The organism is Pseudomonas sp. Pdm06 (assembly GCF_014851795.1).
Classification (GTDB): Bacteria; Pseudomonadota; Gammaproteobacteria; order Pseudomonadales; family Pseudomonadaceae; genus Aquipseudomonas; species Aquipseudomonas fluorescens_AA.
Genome location: NZ_JACVAH010000008.1, coordinates 40075 through 56324 on the forward strand (window position 1 = coordinate 40075; position 16250 = coordinate 56324).

Annotated in this window: 18 protein-coding genes; 8 read left to right on the plus strand and 10 right to left on the minus strand. The window is 61.3% G+C overall.

The genetic code is table 11. The features are described 5' to 3' along the window. Positions 1-90: 90 nt before the first annotated feature. The 4 genes from folE to IB266_RS14555 all read right to left on the minus strand — a co-directional run bounded on the left by folE (position 91) and on the right by IB266_RS14555 (position 2386). On the minus strand, positions 91-636 hold the full coding sequence (gene folE / locus IB266_RS14540) for a GTP cyclohydrolase I FolE (RefSeq protein WP_003204506.1): 546 nt from the start codon (positions 634-636) through the stop codon (positions 91-93). Positions 637-713: 77 nt separating this feature from the next. After that, positions 714-1271 (minus strand): Smr/MutS family protein, encoded by a 558-nt coding sequence (locus tag IB266_RS14545; protein ID WP_003204497.1) that lies wholly within the window; start codon positions 1269-1271, stop codon positions 714-716. 73 nt (positions 1272-1344) lie between these two features. Beyond that, a complete protein-coding gene (locus IB266_RS14550; protein WP_060741130.1) occupies positions 1345-1665 on the minus strand; it encodes a hypothetical protein in 321 nt (106 codons plus the stop codon). 130 nt (positions 1666-1795) lie between these two features. After that, positions 1796-2386, minus strand: a complete 591-nt coding sequence (locus IB266_RS14555) for a cysteine hydrolase family protein (protein WP_192261600.1) — start codon at positions 2384-2386, stop codon at positions 1796-1798. Between the two features lie 254 nt (positions 2387-2640). Here IB266_RS14555 and prmB point away from each other — a divergent pair, with 254 nt between their 5' ends. After that, positions 2641-3549: a 50S ribosomal protein L3 N(5)-glutamine methyltransferase gene (gene prmB / locus IB266_RS14560; RefSeq protein WP_192261601.1), complete on the plus strand. Its 909-nt coding sequence runs from the start codon at positions 2641-2643 to the stop codon at positions 3547-3549. Between the two features lie 140 nt (positions 3550-3689). On the opposite strand, the gene IB266_RS14565 is transcribed toward prmB, so the two are convergent. Together IB266_RS14565 and IB266_RS14570 are read right to left on the minus strand one after the other, a co-directional pair. Beyond that, on the minus strand, positions 3690-4478 hold the full coding sequence (locus IB266_RS14565; protein ID WP_060741133.1) for a hypothetical protein: 789 nt from the start codon (positions 4476-4478) through the stop codon (positions 3690-3692). A gap of 106 nt (positions 4479-4584) precedes the next feature. After that, entirely contained in the window at positions 4585-5550 is a 966-nt protein-coding gene (locus IB266_RS14570; RefSeq protein ID WP_060741134.1) for an alpha/beta hydrolase, read from the minus strand. A gap of 143 nt (positions 5551-5693) precedes the next feature. On the opposite strand from IB266_RS14570, the gene aroC reads away from it, so the two are divergent. Genes aroC through IB266_RS14585 form a run of 3 tightly spaced genes read left to right on the plus strand, consistent with a single transcriptional unit; the run spans position 5694 to position 8545 of the window. After that, complete coding sequence (gene aroC / locus IB266_RS14575; RefSeq protein ID WP_060741135.1) at positions 5694-6785, plus strand: chorismate synthase; 1092 nt, start codon at positions 5694-5696, stop codon at positions 6783-6785. Between the two features lie 34 nt (positions 6786-6819). Then, positions 6820-7965 (plus strand): MFS transporter, encoded by a 1146-nt coding sequence (locus tag IB266_RS14580; protein WP_192261602.1) that lies wholly within the window; start codon positions 6820-6822, stop codon positions 7963-7965. 34 nt (positions 7966-7999) lie between these two features. Then, complete coding sequence (locus IB266_RS14585) at positions 8000-8545, plus strand: 1,2-dihydroxy-3-keto-5-methylthiopentene dioxygenase (protein ID WP_192261603.1); 546 nt, start codon at positions 8000-8002, stop codon at positions 8543-8545. A 157-nt stretch (positions 8546-8702) separates the two neighbouring features. On the opposite strand, the gene IB266_RS14590 is transcribed toward IB266_RS14585, so the two are convergent. Next, on the minus strand, positions 8703-8981 hold the full coding sequence (locus IB266_RS14590) for a DUF3509 domain-containing protein (RefSeq protein ID WP_003204481.1): 279 nt from the start codon (positions 8979-8981) through the stop codon (positions 8703-8705). A gap of 356 nt (positions 8982-9337) precedes the next feature. Here IB266_RS14590 and IB266_RS14595 point away from each other — a divergent pair, with 356 nt between their 5' ends. The 4 genes from IB266_RS14595 (at position 9338) to IB266_RS14610 (ending at position 12743) form a co-directional block, all read left to right on the plus strand. Then, positions 9338-11164, plus strand: a complete 1827-nt coding sequence (locus IB266_RS14595) for a long-chain-acyl-CoA synthetase (protein WP_192261604.1) — start codon at positions 9338-9340, stop codon at positions 11162-11164. Between the two features lie 94 nt (positions 11165-11258). Beyond that, complete coding sequence (locus tag IB266_RS14600) at positions 11259-11780, plus strand: ankyrin repeat domain-containing protein (protein ID WP_092201755.1); 522 nt, start codon at positions 11259-11261, stop codon at positions 11778-11780. A gap of 169 nt (positions 11781-11949) precedes the next feature. Continuing rightward, positions 11950-12480, plus strand: coding sequence for a hypothetical protein (locus tag IB266_RS14605; protein WP_192261605.1), 531 nt, complete (start codon positions 11950-11952; stop codon positions 12478-12480). Between the two features lie 71 nt (positions 12481-12551). Beyond that, on the plus strand, positions 12552-12743 hold the full coding sequence (locus tag IB266_RS14610; RefSeq protein ID WP_003204476.1) for a PLDc N-terminal domain-containing protein: 192 nt from the start codon (positions 12552-12554) through the stop codon (positions 12741-12743). A gap of 59 nt (positions 12744-12802) precedes the next feature. Here IB266_RS14610 and IB266_RS14615 read toward each other — a convergent pair whose 3' ends face one another. From IB266_RS14615 to IB266_RS14625, 3 genes are all read right to left on the minus strand, one after another. Then, positions 12803-14005, minus strand: coding sequence for an MFS transporter (locus tag IB266_RS14615; RefSeq protein WP_192261606.1), 1203 nt, complete (start codon positions 14003-14005; stop codon positions 12803-12805). Positions 14006-14313: 308 nt separating this feature from the next. Then, positions 14314-15312, minus strand: a complete 999-nt coding sequence (locus tag IB266_RS14620; protein ID WP_192261607.1) for a sulfate ABC transporter substrate-binding protein — start codon at positions 15310-15312, stop codon at positions 14314-14316. 96 nt (positions 15313-15408) lie between these two features. Continuing rightward, on the minus strand, positions 15409-16233 hold the full coding sequence (locus IB266_RS14625; protein WP_192261608.1) for an ion transporter: 825 nt from the start codon (positions 16231-16233) through the stop codon (positions 15409-15411). Positions 16234-16250 lie beyond the last annotated feature (17 nt).

Sequence of the window (16250 nt, forward strand, 5' to 3'; positions counted from 1 at the left end):
CGGCGGGGAAGAAGAGGGCGCGCAGCTTACCTGATTTTTCACCGGCGAAAAAAAACCGGCGATCAACGCCGGTTTTCTTCTTGCGACGGGTTACTTGATGAGGCTGAGGAATTCGCTGCGAGTGGCGGCGTTTTCCCGGAACTCGCCGAGCATCACCGAAGTGATCATCGAAGAGTTCTGCTTTTCCACACCGCGCATCATCATGCACATGTGCTTGGCCTCGATCACCACCGCCACACCCAGGGCACCGGTCACTTGCTGGACCGCGTCGGCGATCTGGCGGCTGAGGTTTTCCTGGATCTGCAGGCGCCGCGCATACATGTCGACGATGCGCGCGACTTTCGACAACCCCAGCACCTTGCCGCTCGGGATGTAGGCCACGTGGGCCTTGCCGATGAAAGGCAGCAGGTGGTGTTCGCACAACGAGTACAACTCGATGTCCTTGACCAGCACCATCTCGCTGTTATCGGAGCTGAACAAGGCACCGTTGGTGACTTCTTCCAGCGTTTGTTCATAACCGCGGCAGAGGTACTGCATGGCCTTGGCAGCGCGCTTGGGCGTGTCGAGCAGGCCCTCGCGGGAAACGTCCTCGCCCAGTTGGCCGAGAATCGCGGTGTAATTCTGTTCCAGAGACATGAAGCTACCTGTGGGATTTTTCGCAAAGGGCAAGGGTACGGTGGCGGACACGGCGCTGCAAGCTCGGCAAGCGAAGGCTATTCGTCGCGGCCTTCCATCATGGTGCGCTTGAGCATTACGTAGACAGCCCCGGCGCCACCGTGTTTCGCCTGGCAGGAGGTGAAGCCCAGCACTTGCGGGTGCTGGCGCAACCAGGTGTTGACGTGGCTCTTGATCATTGGTCGCTTGCCATCCAGGCGTACGGCTTTGCCATGGGTGACGCGCACGCAGCGGATTTCGAATTTGGTGGCTTCGGCGAGGAACGCCCAAAGGGTTTCCCGGGCCTTTTCGACGCTCATGCCGTGCAGGTCGAGGCTGCCTTCGAAGGGGATCTGGCCGACCTTCAGCTTGCGCATCTGGCTTTCCTGGACACCGTCGCGCGCCCACATCAACTCGTCTTCCGGCCCGACGTCGATCACGAACTGATCGGACAGTCCGTCCACGGTCGTGGCGTCGGTGCGCACGGTGGCGGCCTGGCGCAGCTTGGCGATTTGCGCGCGATCGGCCTTGGGCTTGCCGGTCTCGGCACGGTCGTGCTTGATCGGTTTTACGCCCTGGATCGCACTTTTGAACAGGGAAAAGTCGTCGTCTTGCATGTCAGCCTCCGCGAAGCCGACCAGTTTACCCAACTCTGGCGGGATCAGGCGCGACAAAACGTCGGGTGGCGGATCAGTCGTGCTTTTTCATCAGGTGTGGAGCCATGGCCAGCTCCAGGGATTGGCGGGCGCGACGGCGGCAGCGGCGCCAGAGCCAGACGCCCAACAGCAATACGACAAGACCGGCTGCCAGGATGATCGCCGAACCCAGCGGGGTGGCATTCAACTCGCCCAGTGCGGGTGGACGGCCCAGCAGGCTGGCCGCACCGGCCATGGCCAGCAGGACACCGAGTGTTGCCAGGAGCGCAGCGATCGCCGCGCCAAAACGAAAACGCCAGTTGCTCGGGCCCTTGGGCCGCAAGCGACGTGCGTCAAAACCATCGGATAACTTCATTCCGACCTTCCTCAATGGGTATCGGCCCTTCGACCGGAAGATATTCGGGTTGTTCCTGAAGGTAGGGCAATTGCGGCAAATGAGAGGCTTTTGCGGATGAGCGGCAGGACGGGCCGCTCATCGAGGCGCATCAGATGAAGTCGCGGGTCAAGGCCAGGGTGGCGAAGTTGTCGGCCATGATCGCCATTTCGGTCTGCTGCACGTGTTCGGCGCTGAGGACACCGCCCTTGTAAGGCAGGTCGCGCGTGGCGCAGGCGTCTTCCACCAGGGTGCAGCGAAAGCCCAGGTTCTTGGCGGCGCGCACGGTGGTGCTGACACTGGAATGGCTCATGAATCCACACACGATCAGGTCCAGGGGGCCGAAATCTTCCAGGCGCTTTTTCAGTTCGGTGCCGTGGAAGGCGCTGGGTAGCAACTTTTCGACCACGGTTTCGTCGCCCTGGGGTTCGAGGCCGGAAATGAACTCCCCGCGTTCGCCTTGTGGATCGAACAGCCCGCCATGGGTGCCCAGGTGGCGCACATGCACGATCGGGCGACCGGCTGCACGGGCCGCACCGAGCAATTGCTTGATGTTCGCGACGGCTGCATCCATGCCGCTCAGGGCCAGGGGCCCTGCGAGGTATTCCTTCTGGGCATCGATGATGATCAAGGTCGCTTGACTCAGATTGGCCGCTGCATAACCACGGCCGCTGAGTTGAAACATCGTTTTTGGAACGGACATTCTGGGGCTCCTTCGAGTGGGGCTTTTGCGACATTCTCCTCTGGCTGAGCGGTTCTGTGAATCGCTTCCATCGCAAGGGCCGCCGTTGCTGGCCTACAGCCTTGTCAAGATGCTCGTCCTGTTCAATAGATGGTGCAAAAAACGGATAAATCCTACGATTGGTCCGGCGCTTTTCGTTCGTCAACAAGGCGCGTTTGGGTGGGGCCGCGTTTGGCTGGTAGACTCGCCCGTCGATTTTTCTGGAGTTTGCCGCCGTGATCACTTCCCGTCTCCGTACCCTGCGCGACCATATCCGTTGGGCCGTCAGCCGTTTCCATGGGGAGGATCTGTTTTTCGGCCATGGCACCGACAATGCGTGGGACGAAGCCCGGCAACTGGTGTTGGGCGCGTTGCACCTGCCGTGGGAAATTGCCGATAGCTACCTGGACTGCCGTCTTGAAGACGAAGAGTTGGTCCATGTGCAACGTCTGCTGCGTCGGCGTATTGCCGAGCGCATCCCGACGGCTTACCTGTTGGGTGAGGCCTGGTTCTGCGGAATGTCGTTCATCGTCGATGAACGCGTGCTCATTCCACGCTCGCCCATCGGTGAGCTGATCGAAAAGCGTTTCGAACCTTGGCTGGGCCAGGCGCCGGCACGGATTCTCGACCTGTGCACCGGTTCCGGCTGTATCGGCATTGCCTGCGCCTATGAATTCCCGGAGGCCGAGGTGGTGCTGGCCGACCTGTCGTTCGAAGCACTGGAAGTGGCCAACCAGAACATCGAGCGCCATGGTGTCGATGAGCGCGTGTTCACCGTCCAGGGCGATGGTTTCGACGGTTTGCCGGGGCAGCGTTTCGACCTGATCGTGTCGAACCCGCCCTACGTCGATGCAGAAGACTTCGCTGACATGCCGCAGGAATACCAGCACGAACCAGAGCTGGGCCTGGCCTGTGGCGATGATGGCTTGAACCTGGTTCGCCGGATGCTGGCCGAGGCGGCCGATCATCTGACCGAGAAGGGATTGTTGATTGTCGAGGTCGGCAACAGCCAGGTGCACGTCGAGGCGCTGTACCCGGAAGTCGATTTCGCCTGGCTCGACTTCGAGCGCGGCGGCCATGGTGTGTTCATGCTCAGCGCCGAGCAGTGCCGCCAGCACCAGGGGTTGTTCGCTTCGCGGGTTTGATCCCCCTTATCCAGCTGGATACACCCACTGTGGGAGCGAGCCTGCTCGCGATGGCGTCGGATCAGCCACATTGAAGTTGACTGATCCACCGCTATCGCGAGCAAGCTCGCTCCCACAGGGGTACTCACGCGCTGTTGAGTTCAATGGCGCGTCGCAATCCAGATCAGCAACCCCGCCTGGAACATGGCAAAGGCCACCAGGCAAGTGATGGTGAAGCGCAGGCCGGCGTCTTCGCGCTTGAACTTGGTGACCTTTTCTTCCTGCTGCTTGAGTTTGACTTCCTGTTCCGCCAGGTTCTGCTCGGCTTGTTGCAGCATTTGCGCGGCTTCGAGGATGGTCACGAACTGCAGCTTCTCGGTGTTCCAGTCCCCGACCAAATCGCCAACCTGGGCCGGCTTGATGCTGCCCTTGAGGTGCTGGGCGTCGGCGTAGGCCACCTCGAAACCCTGGGCCTTGAGAAAGCGGTCGCGGCGCAGGCGAGTGTCTTCGTTCAGGGCGTCCTTGTTATCCAGGTCGGAGCCCTCGACCCGGTAGGCCGACCAGCGTTTCTTGGCCCAGGTAATCCCTTGGGCCGCGAGGAAACGACCGATGCCACGATTCAACGGCTCGATCTGCAGGTTTTCCGGCGAAAAGAACAGGCGTTTTTCGACGTGGTCGGCCCAGACATCCAAGTGATTCTGTTCCTTGCGCACCCGCTGGTTCGGCAGCTGGATGCTCATGCGCAGCAGGCTGCGTTCCTTGCTGTGGCGCTCGACATAGCTGAACTCGACAAACCGCAGCGGCCGCACACCGGTGGCGCGGTCGGTCTTGAGCGGCGCCAGGCGGAGCATTTTGTGATGCTCGGTATGCACGTCGGCCCACGGCAGCTCCACCGCAGACGAGGCGGGGGCTTCGGCAGCGGTGTCGGGGGAAGCTTGAGTTTCAGTCATAACGGCAAAATCCTGTCCAGGCCGGCGGGTCGGTAGCCATTGCGCTATCCGACACCGGGTTATCGGCTGTTTTTGCCAGTACTGAAGCTAAATCGACTAAAACCGCCTAACGCGCGGCTAACGAGTCAATAAAACGCAAAATCCGCGTACCCAGTTCGGCCGCCAAGGGCAGGTTGGGGTCCTTGTAGGAGGCCAGTTGCCGTTTCACGTCGTTGGGCACGATGCGCATCACGTGGTTCATGCCCTCGATCAGCGCCAGTTCAGCGTCGGGCTTGGCGGCTTTCAACTGCCGGGCATCATCGGCGCCGACCTGGATATCGTTGCTGCCCTGAATGATCAAGGCTGGCATCTGCAACGCGGCGAAGGCTCGGGCCGGGTCCTGGCGGAACAGCGAGATCAGGTAGGGTTGCACGCTGGGGCGGAAAATGACCTGCAGTTGCGCCGGCACGTTGCTGTCGAGCCGACCGGCCTTGAGGCTGTCGAGCAGCTCATTGCTGCGCAGCATCAACGGCGGTGGCAGGCGGTTGCTCAGTTGTTGGCGCAATACCTGGTCGATCGGCCGGGCACTGCCGGACAGCGAAATCACCGCTGCCGCGTTGGCCTGGGGCGCGGCGAGGCTGGCGATCAACGCGCCTTCACTGTGGCCCAGCAAAATCAACGGGCCCAGGCGTGGATCGGCGGCGAGCTTGTGGCTCCAGGCCACGGCATCGGCCACATAGGCCTCGACGCTCAGGTTGCGCTCGTCCGGGGTCGCCGCGAGGCTGGCGGCCACACCACGTTTGTCATAGCGCACGCTGGCAATGTTGTGCCTGGCCAGCACCCAGGCCAGGCGCTTGAGGCTGTCGTTGCGCCCGCCCTCGGGGTTGTTGCCGTCGCGATCCGTAGGACCGGACCCGGAAATGATCAGGACAACCGGCACCGGCGTGTCGGACTTGGGCAGCAGCAACGAGCCGAAAAGCTCACCGCTGCCGGTGTCGAGGCTGATCGGGCGTTGCAGCACCGTGGCCTGGGCCAGGCAGGAAAACAGGCCGGTAAACAAGGTAAGGCTTAGGGCAAGCAGCTTTAACATCATCACGCCATTAGTTGCGAAGGTGCCGGTTGGACTGGTGGCCGCCGATAAGGTTCGAGGATGAACTACGCGGGGAGCCTGCGTATACTGGCGCCCACTACGAATCCAAGGTTGAGTCTCTCAGCGTTTTTCACGGAGCACCCTGCATGTCCGGCAATACCTACGGCAAGCTGTTCACTGTCACCACCGCGGGCGAAAGCCATGGCCCGGCGTTGGTCGCCATTGTCGACGGCTGCCCGCCGGGGCTGGAGATTTCCCTGGACGACCTGCAGCGTGACCTGGACCGCCGCAAACCCGGTACCAGCCGCCATACCACCCAGCGGCAGGAAGCCGATGAAGTCGAAATCCTGTCCGGGGTGTTCGAAGGGCGCACCACCGGCTGCGCCATCGGCCTGCTGATCCGCAACACCGACCAGAAGTCCAAGGACTACTCGGCCATCAAGGACCTGTTCCGCCCGGCCCACGCCGACTACACCTATCACCACAAATACGGCGAGCGCGACTACCGCGGCGGCGGCCGCAGCTCGGCCCGGGAAACCGCCATGCGCGTGGCGGCCGGGGCGATCGCCAAGAAGTACCTGGCCAGCCAGGGCATCGTCATCCGTGGCTACATGAGCCAGTTGGGGCCCATCGAAATCCCGTTCAAGACCTGGGATTCGGTAGAGCAGAACGCTTTCTTCTGCCCCGACCCGGACAAGGTGCCGGAGCTCGAGGCCTACATGGACCAACTGCGCCGGGATCAGGATTCGGTCGGCGCGAAGATCACCGTGGTCGCCGAAGGGGTGATGCCGGGCCTGGGCGAGCCGATTTTCGACCGCCTCGACGCCGAGCTGGCCCACGCGCTGATGAGTATCAATGCGGTGAAAGGCGTGGAGATCGGCGCTGGTTTCGCCTGTGTCGCCCAGCGTGGCACCGAGCACCGTGACGAACTGACTCCGGACGGTTTCCTCAGCAACAATGCCGGCGGTATTCTCGGCGGCATTTCCTCGGGCCAGCCGATCGTGGCACACCTGGCCTTGAAACCGACGTCCAGCATCACCACGCCGGGGCGCTCCATCGACATCCATGGCAACCCTGTCGATGTGATCACCAAGGGCCGTCATGACCCGTGCGTCGGCATCCGGGCCACGCCCATCGCTGAAGCCATGATGGCCATCGTGCTGATGGATCACCTGCTGCGTCATCGCGGCCAGAACGCCGACGTCCGCGTCAGCACGCCGGTGCTGGGGCAACTTTGATGGCCGGCCTGCCAGCCGCCGTGGCCTGACGACCATGGCGGCACTGCCGTACTGGCGGCTCTCCAGCTTCTATCTGTTCTATTTCGCCCTGCTCGGTTCGACGGCGCCGTTCCTGGCACTGTATTTCGATCACTTGGGCTTCAACGCGGCGCGCATCGGTGAGCTGGTGGCGATCCCGATGTTGATGCGCTGCGTGGCGCCGAACATCTGGGGCTGGCTGGGGGATTACACCGGCCGGCGCCTGGCGATCGTGCGGTTTGGCGCGATCTGCACGCTGCTGACCTTCTCGCTGATCTTCATCGATAAAAGCTATGCCTGGCTGGCGATGGTCATGGCGCTGCATGCGTTCTTCTGGCACGCGGTGTTGCCACAGTTCGAAGTCATCACCCTGGCCCATTTGAGCGGGCAGGCCTCGCGCTACAGTCAGGTCCGCCTATGGGGCTCCATCGGTTTCATCATCACTGTGGTCGTGCTCGGTCGCTTGTTCGAATGGCTGAGCCTGGACATCTACCCGGTGGCGCTGGTGTTGATCATGGCCGGCATCGTCCTTGCCAGCTTCTGGGTGCCCAACGCCCAGCCATTGCAGGGGGCGCGAGTCGCGGGGGAGGGCTTCCTGCGGCAACTGCGCAACCCTGGCGTGCTGGCGTTCTACACCTGCGTGGGCCTGATGCAGGTGAGCCACGGGCCGTATTACACCTTCCTGACGTTGCACCTCGAACGCCTGGGCTACAGTCGTGGCTTGATCGGGCTGCTCTGGGCGGTCGGTGTGGTGGCGGAAGTTTTGATCTTCCTGCTGATGAGCCGGATCCTGGCGCGGTTTTCCGTGCGCCGGGTACTGCTGGCGAGTTTCCTGTTGGCGGCGTTGCGCTGGCTGTTGCTGGGCTCGCTGGCCGAGTTCCTCTGGGTGTTGTTGTTCGCCCAGGTGCTGCATGCGGCGACCTTCGGCAGCTTTCACGCCGCGGCCATCCATTTCGTGCAACGCAGCTTCGGTCCTCGCCAGCAAGGCCAGGGGCAGGCGCTGTATGCCGCGCTGGCCGGTACGGGCGGGGCCTTGGGCGCGTTGTACTCCGGCTACAGCTGGAACGCCCTGGGCGCCAGTTGGACGTTCAGCCTCGCCAGCCTCGCCGCCTTCGCGGCAGCCGTTATCATTGCGACACGCATGCAAGAGGACCGGCCATGAGCCTTCGAACCATTAATTTGCTGGAGCCATTGTCATGAGCAGCCTGTCCGTTTATCACGTCTCGAGCCCTGACATTCCGAACAAGGTGTTGACTCATTTCGAGGACATTGCCGCGACCCTGGCGGAACAAGGCGTTCGCTTTGATCGTTGGGAAGCGTCGGCGAAAATTCAGCCGGGGGCCAGCGAGGAGGACATCATTGCGGCTTACCAGGCTCAGATCGATGCGTTGATGACTGAGCGGGGTTACGTTGCGGTCGATGTGGTCAGCGTGAGCAGCGATCACACCGAACAGGTCGAGCCGCAGGCCGAGTGGCTTGATGAATATCGCCATGGCCAGGACGAGGTACGATTTTTCGTCAGCGGTCGGGGGTTGTTTAACCTGCACATTGGCGATTATGTCTATGCGGTGCTGTGTGAAAGGAACGATTTGATAACAGTGCCTGCCGGTACGCCGCATTGGTTTGACAAGGGGGAACGGCCGCATTTTGTTTCGATCCGTTTGTCTGGTGATTCCCAGGGGGGGGCTGCTGAGTTCACCGGCGATGATATCGCTCGCCGGTTTCCTCGCCTGGAAGACTGACCTGCGTTCAAAGTGAGTGGCCGTTACCGCCGAACGGATATGCCCGCCCATCGCCCGGAACACGGCGGGCTTTTTCAAGACGCAAAAAAACGGCGCTTCCCATTTCTGAAAGAAGCGCCGTTTTCCCAGTCAACAGCAACGCGAGTGTCCGGCAGACTCAAGCGCTATGGTAAGTCGGCAGCGCAAACCGATGCTGGCTCTGCAACAGCGTGATCTGTGGCAACTCGCTGGCCTGTTCGGCCAAGTCGCGACGGATCGCGCTGATCGCCCAGGACAACTGATCCCCCGCGTGCAATTGAGCATAGGAAATCGTGCGTTTGAACAGCTTGCCGTCGCTATTGCGCAAGGTCAGCAGAATGCCGCCATCCGGGCGGGGCTGAGTGGTCACTTCGTAGTTGGAAAACAGGGATGCAAACTTTTCTTGAATCATGTTCATAGTTGACTGCTCCATGGTGTGGCAAACCGTGGAGGGGTGGTTGCACTGTCTGTGCCAGCATTTGGCATTTTAAAAATCACTTTAAAAACAACATGTTACGTTTTTTCTTTATTTTCGCTTTCGTGCATCTTGCATGAACGGCCATCGTGCATCCTGCATTTTGCGTGGTCGGGCAACGATATTTGGAACCAAATCGTTTTGCGGCGCTCACGCTTCGCCTACCTCGGGCAGCAGATACAAAACATTGCAAAAACCGCATGTACAGCGCCGCGACCGCCAGCGTACTTTCGAGCCAAAATCACTGCCAGCCCGATAACAAGAACCGAGACCCACGAGGTCGAACGGGGAAGATCACCATGAGTCGTACACCCAGCGACGCCATTACCTGGGGCATGATGCTGCGCAAGCTGCCAGCCATCGCCAGAGCCGTTCCCCGGATCGTCAAGGGCAGGAAGCTGGCCAATGTCCTGGACCCGACCCAACCTTGTGGCCTGGGCTGGTGTTTCGAACAGGCCACCCGACGCAATCCCCAGGGCCCGGCGCTGCTGTATGGCGATACGGTGTTGAGTTATGCACAGGTCAACGCGCAGGCCAATCGCGTCGCCCATTACCTGTTGGCCCAAGGCATCGGCAAGGGCGACTGTGTGGCGATATTCGTCGAGAACCGGCCGCAGTTGTTGATCAGCGTGCTGGCGATGGCCAAGGTTGGCGCGGTCAGTGCCATGCTCAACACCTCGCAAACCGGCGATGCACTGGTGCACAGCCTGGCCCTGGTCAACCCGATCGCGGTGGTGGTCGGGGATGAGCGGGTCGCGGCTTTCAACGATGTGCGAGCGCGCACCGCACTGCCGGGCGACAGGACCTGGTGGCTGGCGGATCAGGACGGCGTCGATGTGCCGTCTGGTTTCGTCGACCTGATGGCCGGTTGCGAGGCTTACCCGGACGATAACCCGGCGTGCAGCCGGGAGGTTTTCTGCAACGATCCGTGTTTTTACCTCTACACCTCGGGCACCACCGGACTGCCCAAGGCCGGGGTGTTTCGCCATGGTCGCTGGATGCGCACCTCCACCAGCTTCGGCCTGATCGCCCTGGACATGCAGCCCGACGATGTCGTCTATTGCACCTTGCCGCTGTACCACGCCACCGGCCTGTGCGTGTGTTGGGGCGCGGCGATCTGTGGCGCATCGGGGTTTGCGATTCGACGCAAGTTCAGCGCCAGCCAGTTCTGGAGCGACGTACGCCGTTACCGGGCGACCACACTGGGTTATGTCGGTGAGTTGTGCCGCTACCTGATCGACCAACCCGTCGTTGCCGATGACCGCCACCACGGTGCGAAGAAAATGATCGGCAACGGCCTGCGGCCCGGGGCCTGGTCGGCCTTCAAGACGCGTTTCGGTATCGATCATATCTGCGAGCTGTATGCGGCCAGCGACGGCAATATCGGCTTCACCAACATCCTGAATTTCGACAACACCGTCGGGTTCTCCCTGATGGGCTGGGAATTGGTGCAGTACGACCATGCCAGTGGCCTGCCGTTGCGCAACCTGCAAGGTCGCATGCAAAAAGTGCCCAAGGGCCAACCGGGCCTGCTGCTGGCGCGGATCGACGAGAAGGCGCCACTGGACGGCTACACCGAGCAAGCCTTGACCGAAAAAACCATCTGCCGGGATGTCTTCATTCCCGGCGACCGCTATTTCAACACCGGAGACCTGCTGCGCAACATCGGCTTCGGGCATGGGCAGTTCGTCGATCGCCTCGGCGACACCTATCGCTGGAAAGGCGAAAACGTCTCCACCACGGAAGTCGAAAACGTCTTGCTGCAACACCCGCAGGTGGCTGAGGCGGTGGCTTATGGCGTGGAGATCAATGGCACCAATGGCCGTGCCGGCATGGCGGCGATCACCCCGGCCGAATCCCTGGCGACCCTGGACTTCAGCGAGCTGCTGCAATTCTTGCAATGCAAGTTGCCCGCCTATGCCGTGCCGCTGTTCCTGCGCATCAAGGTGAAGATGGACACTACCGGCACCTTCAAGTACCGGAAGACGCGCCTCAAGGCTGAAGGGTTCGACCCGTGCGTCGCCGGGGATGAGCCGGTCTATGCCTGGTTGCCGGGTACCGATACGTACGTGCGGGTGGACCGGCAACTCGCGGTGCGGATCCAGGGCGGACAATTGCGTTATTGATTCTGGCTATGGCGGGCACAGTGAAAAAAGGGATGACAGCGCCCGGGTCCCTCGGGAAACTAGCCGCTTTGCGAAGACCCGAGTGGAGTTTCCCATGTCCGATACAAGCCGCCAGATGACCCCGGAAGAGGCTGCCGAGTTTGCCGAGCAGGTGTTCAACGTCGCACGCCAGGGCGACGCGGCCATGATGGCCGCGCTCCTGAGCAAGGGCCTGCCGCCCAACCTGCGCAATCACAAAGGCGACACCCTGTTGATGCTGGCCGCTTACCACGGGCATGTGGAAACGGTGAAAGTGCTGCTGGAGCACAAGGCCGATCCGGAAATCCGCAACGACAACGGCCAGAGCCCGATTGCCGGCGCGGCGTTCAAGGGCGACCTGGCAGTGGTCTCGGCGTTGGTGGACGGCGGCGCGCAAGTGGAAGGCGCGTCCTTCGATGGCCGTACCGCCTTGATGATGGCGGCGATGTTCAACCGGGTGGAAATCGTCGACTACCTGATCGGCAAAGGCGCCGACCCGAAAGCCAAGGACGCCAACGGCGTCTCGGCCCTCGATGCCGCCAGGACCATGGGCGCGGTGGACACCACGGCGCAGTTGGAAAAGATGTTGGCCCTGTAGGAGCTGACGAGCGAAGCGAGGCTGCGATCTTTCGCCTGACTGTTGAATCTCAAGCGAAAGATCAAGATCAAAAGATCGCAGCCTCGCTTCGCTCGGCAGCTCCTACAGACCGATGTGATGCGCTATCCTGCCCGCCCTCAAGACACCCTTCGCCACAGGATTCACCCCCATGAAAGCCGCCCTCATCGAACTCATCGGTAAAATCAGCTCCGGCTGCCTCGGCGAGGCGGACATCGCGAAAATCGCTGACGAAGCGACCCAGGCCTACGCCGATCCGACGGCTTTCCTGACCGCCAACCCCGATATCAACTACGACGACACATTCCCGATCCCGTTGGGTGAGTGGGTGGTGGTGGGCAGCCTGCCGGACACCGTGCTGTTCCAGGCCGACACCTACGTGGACCTGTTCGAACAGATCGTCGCCTCGTTCGGCCCTGGCGTGGCGTTCAATCTCAAGCCCAAGCAGCTGGCGAAAACCGAAGCCCTGACCGCGCTCAACCGCATCCAGATCCAGATGAGCAGCCTGAACAAGGAAAACGGCGGCTACGTGCTGATGAACTTCAGCCAGTTGCTCGACGATGAATTGCAAATGGTGCTGGTGTACGGCAACGACGTGCCGCGGGTGCTGGAACTGTGTGCCGAAGTCGGCATCGCCGCCGCGCCGGCCTTGGAAGCTCTCAAGGTCGCGGTCCACGTCTGAAGCAATAAAACGGAACCCTTGCCTGGGGCCCGCTATCCTAAGGGTGCCTATCACCATTTGGGAGCGACACCATGGGTTCCACCTTCAACGGCCTGGTCGGCCTGATTATCCTGGCGCTCGATATCTGGGCGATCATCAATGTACTCAAGAGTGGCGCGGAAACCGGGATGAAAATTCTCTGGGTGCTGCTGATCCTGCTGCTGCCGGTCCTGGGCCTGATCATCTGGGCGATTGCCGGGCCGCGTGGCAACGTGCGGATTTGACCGCTCCATGAAAATGCCCGGTCGCCTTGAGCGACCGGGCATTTTTTATGGGTGGGGTTTCAGGCCGTGGCCAGGGACGGCTTGCGCGAGGCACTCAAGAAGCGCAGCAAGGCCAACAGCGGGAAGGCGCTGCCGACGATCACCACCCACAACCAGCCGCCGTGCTCGTACACCGCACTGGCAATCGATGAGCCAAAGGCGCCACCAACGAAGATGCTGGTCATATACAGCGCATTCAGCCGGCTGCGACTCTTGGCGTCGAGGGCGTAGATGGTGCGCTGGCCCAGGACCATGTTCATCTGCACGCAGAAGTCCAGGACCACGCCGGTCACCGCCAGGCCGATCACGCTGTAGAGCGGATAGATGAACGCCGGCAGGAAACTCAGGCTGGCGAACAGCATCGCCAGCAGCGAGGCGTTGCGGGTATGGCCGGCATCCGCCAGGCGACCGGCGATGGGCGCGGCGATGGCACCAATGGCGCCGACCAGGGCGAACAAGGCGATTTCAGTCTGGGACAGGCCATGGTTGCGTGACAGTTCCAGCGGCACGGCAGTCCAGAACAGGCTGAACGTGGCGAACATGCAGGCTTGGTAGAACGCCCGTTGGCGCAACAGCGGTTGTTGGCGCAGCAGGGTGCCGAGCGAACCCAGCAGTTGGCCATAAGAGGCGCTATGGTCGGGCTGGCGCTTGGGCACGGTCAGCGCCAGGACGATGCTGATCGCGGCCATCAACGCGGCGGCGATGATGAACATGGCCCGCCAGCCGAAGTGATCGGCCACGACGCTGGAGACCGGCCGCGCCAGCAGGATCCCGAGCAGCAGGCCGCCCATGATCCCACCGACGACCCGCCCCCGGGATTCCTCCGGTGCCAGGTGCGCGGCCAGCGGAATCAGGACTTGCACCGACACCGAACTGAATCCCACCAGCAGCGAGACCAGCAGGAACACATTCGGCTGGTCAGTGAACGCCGCCCCCAACAGGCTGGCAATCGCCACCAGCGTGGTGAGAATCATCAGCCGACGGTTCTCCAGCAAGTCACCCAACGGCACCAGGAAAAACAGGCCCAGGGCATAACCGATCTGGGTCAGCGAGACGATCAGGCTGGCCATGGTGCTGCTCAGGCCGACATCGGGTGCGATCAGTTCGATGATGGGTTGGGCGTAGTAGATGTTGGCGACAATGGCGCCGCAGCAGAAGGCGAAGAGCAGGACCATGCCGCGGGTCAGGGAGCTTCCGGGCGAGGTGGGTGAATGAGCACTCATGGCAATCTCATCGATCAATTGAAAGGATGGCGCGAGGCTAAAGACTTGCAGGGCTCAGGAACAGGCTTTGCGGCTGATATCAGACATGCTTGCGGTTGATGATGGGGCGTACAAGGGCGCTGGGAAGATCCTGTGCCAAGGGGATCTGTGGGAGCAAAGCTTGTTTGGTCGGGGCAAGCCTGTGTGGGAGCAAGGCTTGCCCGCGATACAGGCACCTCGGTTCCAGAGGTACCGCGCTGTTTTCATCGCGAGCAAGCTTTGCTCCCACAGATCCCCTTGCCACAGGATCGCGTACAGCTTGTTCTCTCTTATTGCCCGCTGTAGATCTGGTCGAAAATCCCACCGTCATTGAAGTGAGTCTTCTGCACCGTGCGCCAGTCGCCGAAGGTTTTTTCCACGGACAGGAAGTCCACTTTCGGGAAGCGGTCGGTGTATTTGGCCAGTACTGCCGGGTCCCGTGGGCGCAGGTAGTTGGCGGCGGCGATTTCCTGGCCTTCGGGCGACCACAGGTACTTGAGGTAGGCCTCTGCCGCTTCGCGGGAGCCTTTCTTCTCGACGACTTTGTCGACCACGCTCACCGGTGGCTCGGCTTCGGCGGAAACGCTTGGGTAGATCACTTCGAACTGATCGCGGCCGAACTCGCGGGCGATCATTTCCGCCTCGTTTTCAAAGGTCACCAGCACGTCGCCGATCTGGTTGGTCATGAAGGTGGTCGTCGCGGCGCGACCGCCAGTGTCCAGGACCGGCGCCTGCTTGAACAGTTTGCCGACGAAGGCCTTGGCCTTGTTCTCGTCACCGCCATTTTTCAGCACATAACCCCAGGCCGACAGGTAGGTGTAGCGACCGTTGCCGGAGGTTTTCGGGTTGGGCACGATCACCTGCACACCGTCCTTGAGCAGGTCGGGCCAGTCCTTCAGTGCTTTCGGGTTGCCTTTGCGCACGATGAATACCGTGGCCGAGGTGAACGGCGCGCTGTTGTTCGGCAGGCGGGTGACCCAGTTCTCGGGCACCAGTTTGCCATTGTCCGCCAGGGCGTTGATGTCGGTGGCCATGTTCATGGTGATGACATCCGCCGGCAGCCCGTCGATCACCGAGCGCGCCTGTTTGCTGGAGCCGCCGAATGACATTTGCACGGTGATGTTTTCGTTGTGCTCGGCCTGCCAGTGCTTCTGGAAGGCTGTGTTGTAGTCCTTGTAGAAGTCGCGCATGACGTCGTAGGAAACGTTAAGCAGGGTCGGGGCGGCGTGGGCCAGGCTGCCGAAGGTCAGGCCGGCGGCGAGAAGGGAGGCGCCAAAGAAGTTCTTCACTTACGAATTCCTTTTTATTTGAACGGGGGTTCCGGGCAATTAGCCAGCACACTATCTGCAAGCCTATAGACCTTCAAGCATCAAAAAGTGCTTTGCTTATTCCAACTTCTTAAACAGTGCATTGCCACAACGGGAGCAGAAAGCGGCGCCGTGGTCGTGGTTGTTTTTGCTGCACACCGGGCAATCGTGCTTGAGCTGGTCACCGCGCATGGCCGTGGCCAGTTCAGCCGTGAAAATACCCGTTGGCACGGCGATGATCGAGTAACCGGTGATCATCACCAGGGACGACACCACTTGGCCCAGGGGCGTCTTGGGCACGATGTCGCCGAAGCCTACGGTGGTCAGTGTCACGATAGCCCAATAGATACCCTTGGGGATGCTGGTGAAACCGTGCTCGGGGCCTTCGATGACGTACATCAGCGTGCCGAAGACGGTCACCAGGGTCGAGACGCTGACCAGGAACACGATGATTTTCTGCTTGCTCCCGCGCAGCGCCGCCATCAGGTAGTTGGCTTGCTTGAGGTAAGGGCTGAGCTTGAGCACGCGGAAAATCCGCAGCATGCGGATGATCCGAATGATCAGCAGGTACTGGGCATCGCTGTAGTAGAGCGCCAGGATCCCCGGCACGATCGCCAGCAGATCCACCAGGCCGTAGAAGCTGAAGGCATAGCGCAGCGGCTTGGGCGAGCAGTACAGGCGCAGGCCGTATTCGACGATGAAGATGAACGTGAAGCCCCACTCGATAGCCGCCAGCAGGGCCGCATAGTTCTTGTGCACGCTGTCGATGCTGTCGAGCATCACGATCACCAGGCTGGCGAGGATGATCAACAGCAGGGTGCTGTCGAAGCGCCGGCCGGCCACGGTGTCGGTCTGGAAAATGATCACGTAGAGGCGTTCACGCCAGTTGTCGCTGCTTTGCATAATCTTCGCCTGAACCG

What these genes read in the sequence shown, in the direction of transcription:
- IB266_RS14585 (WP_192261603.1), top strand. Translation starts at nt 8,000, where the DNA reads ATGAGCAGCCTGTCCGTTTATCACGTCTCGAGCCCTGACATTCCGAAC.
- IB266_RS14590 (WP_003204481.1), bottom strand. Translation starts at nt 8,981, where the DNA reads ATGAACATGATTCAAGAAAAGTTTGCATCCCTGTTTTCCAACTACGAA.
- IB266_RS14580 (WP_192261602.1), top strand. Translation starts at nt 6,820, where the DNA reads ATGGCGGCACTGCCGTACTGGCGGCTCTCCAGCTTCTATCTGTTCTAT.
- IB266_RS14595 (WP_192261604.1), top strand. Translation starts at nt 9,338, where the DNA reads ATGAGTCGTACACCCAGCGACGCCATTACCTGGGGCATGATGCTGCGC.
- IB266_RS14610 (WP_003204476.1), top strand. Translation starts at nt 12,552, where the DNA reads ATGGGTTCCACCTTCAACGGCCTGGTCGGCCTGATTATCCTGGCGCTC.
- folE (WP_003204506.1), bottom strand. Translation starts at nt 636, where the DNA reads ATGTCTCTGGAACAGAATTACACCGCGATTCTCGGCCAACTGGGCGAG.
- IB266_RS14600 (WP_092201755.1), top strand. Translation starts at nt 11,259, where the DNA reads ATGTCCGATACAAGCCGCCAGATGACCCCGGAAGAGGCTGCCGAGTTT.
- IB266_RS14550 (WP_060741130.1), bottom strand. Translation starts at nt 1,665, where the DNA reads ATGAAGTTATCCGATGGTTTTGACGCACGTCGCTTGCGGCCCAAGGGC.
- IB266_RS14570 (WP_060741134.1), bottom strand. Translation starts at nt 5,550, where the DNA reads ATGATGTTAAAGCTGCTTGCCCTAAGCCTTACCTTGTTTACCGGCCTG.
- IB266_RS14615 (WP_192261606.1), bottom strand. Translation starts at nt 14,005, where the DNA reads ATGAGTGCTCATTCACCCACCTCGCCCGGAAGCTCCCTGACCCGCGGC.
- aroC (WP_060741135.1), top strand. Translation starts at nt 5,694, where the DNA reads ATGTCCGGCAATACCTACGGCAAGCTGTTCACTGTCACCACCGCGGGC.
- IB266_RS14605 (WP_192261605.1), top strand. Translation starts at nt 11,950, where the DNA reads ATGAAAGCCGCCCTCATCGAACTCATCGGTAAAATCAGCTCCGGCTGC.
- IB266_RS14545 (WP_003204497.1), bottom strand. Translation starts at nt 1,271, where the DNA reads ATGCAAGACGACGACTTTTCCCTGTTCAAAAGTGCGATCCAGGGCGTA.
- IB266_RS14625 (WP_192261608.1), bottom strand. Translation starts at nt 16,233, where the DNA reads ATGCAAAGCAGCGACAACTGGCGTGAACGCCTCTACGTGATCATTTTC.
- IB266_RS14565 (WP_060741133.1), bottom strand. Translation starts at nt 4,478, where the DNA reads ATGACTGAAACTCAAGCTTCCCCCGACACCGCTGCCGAAGCCCCCGCC.
- IB266_RS14555 (WP_192261600.1), bottom strand. Translation starts at nt 2,386, where the DNA reads ATGTCCGTTCCAAAAACGATGTTTCAACTCAGCGGCCGTGGTTATGCA.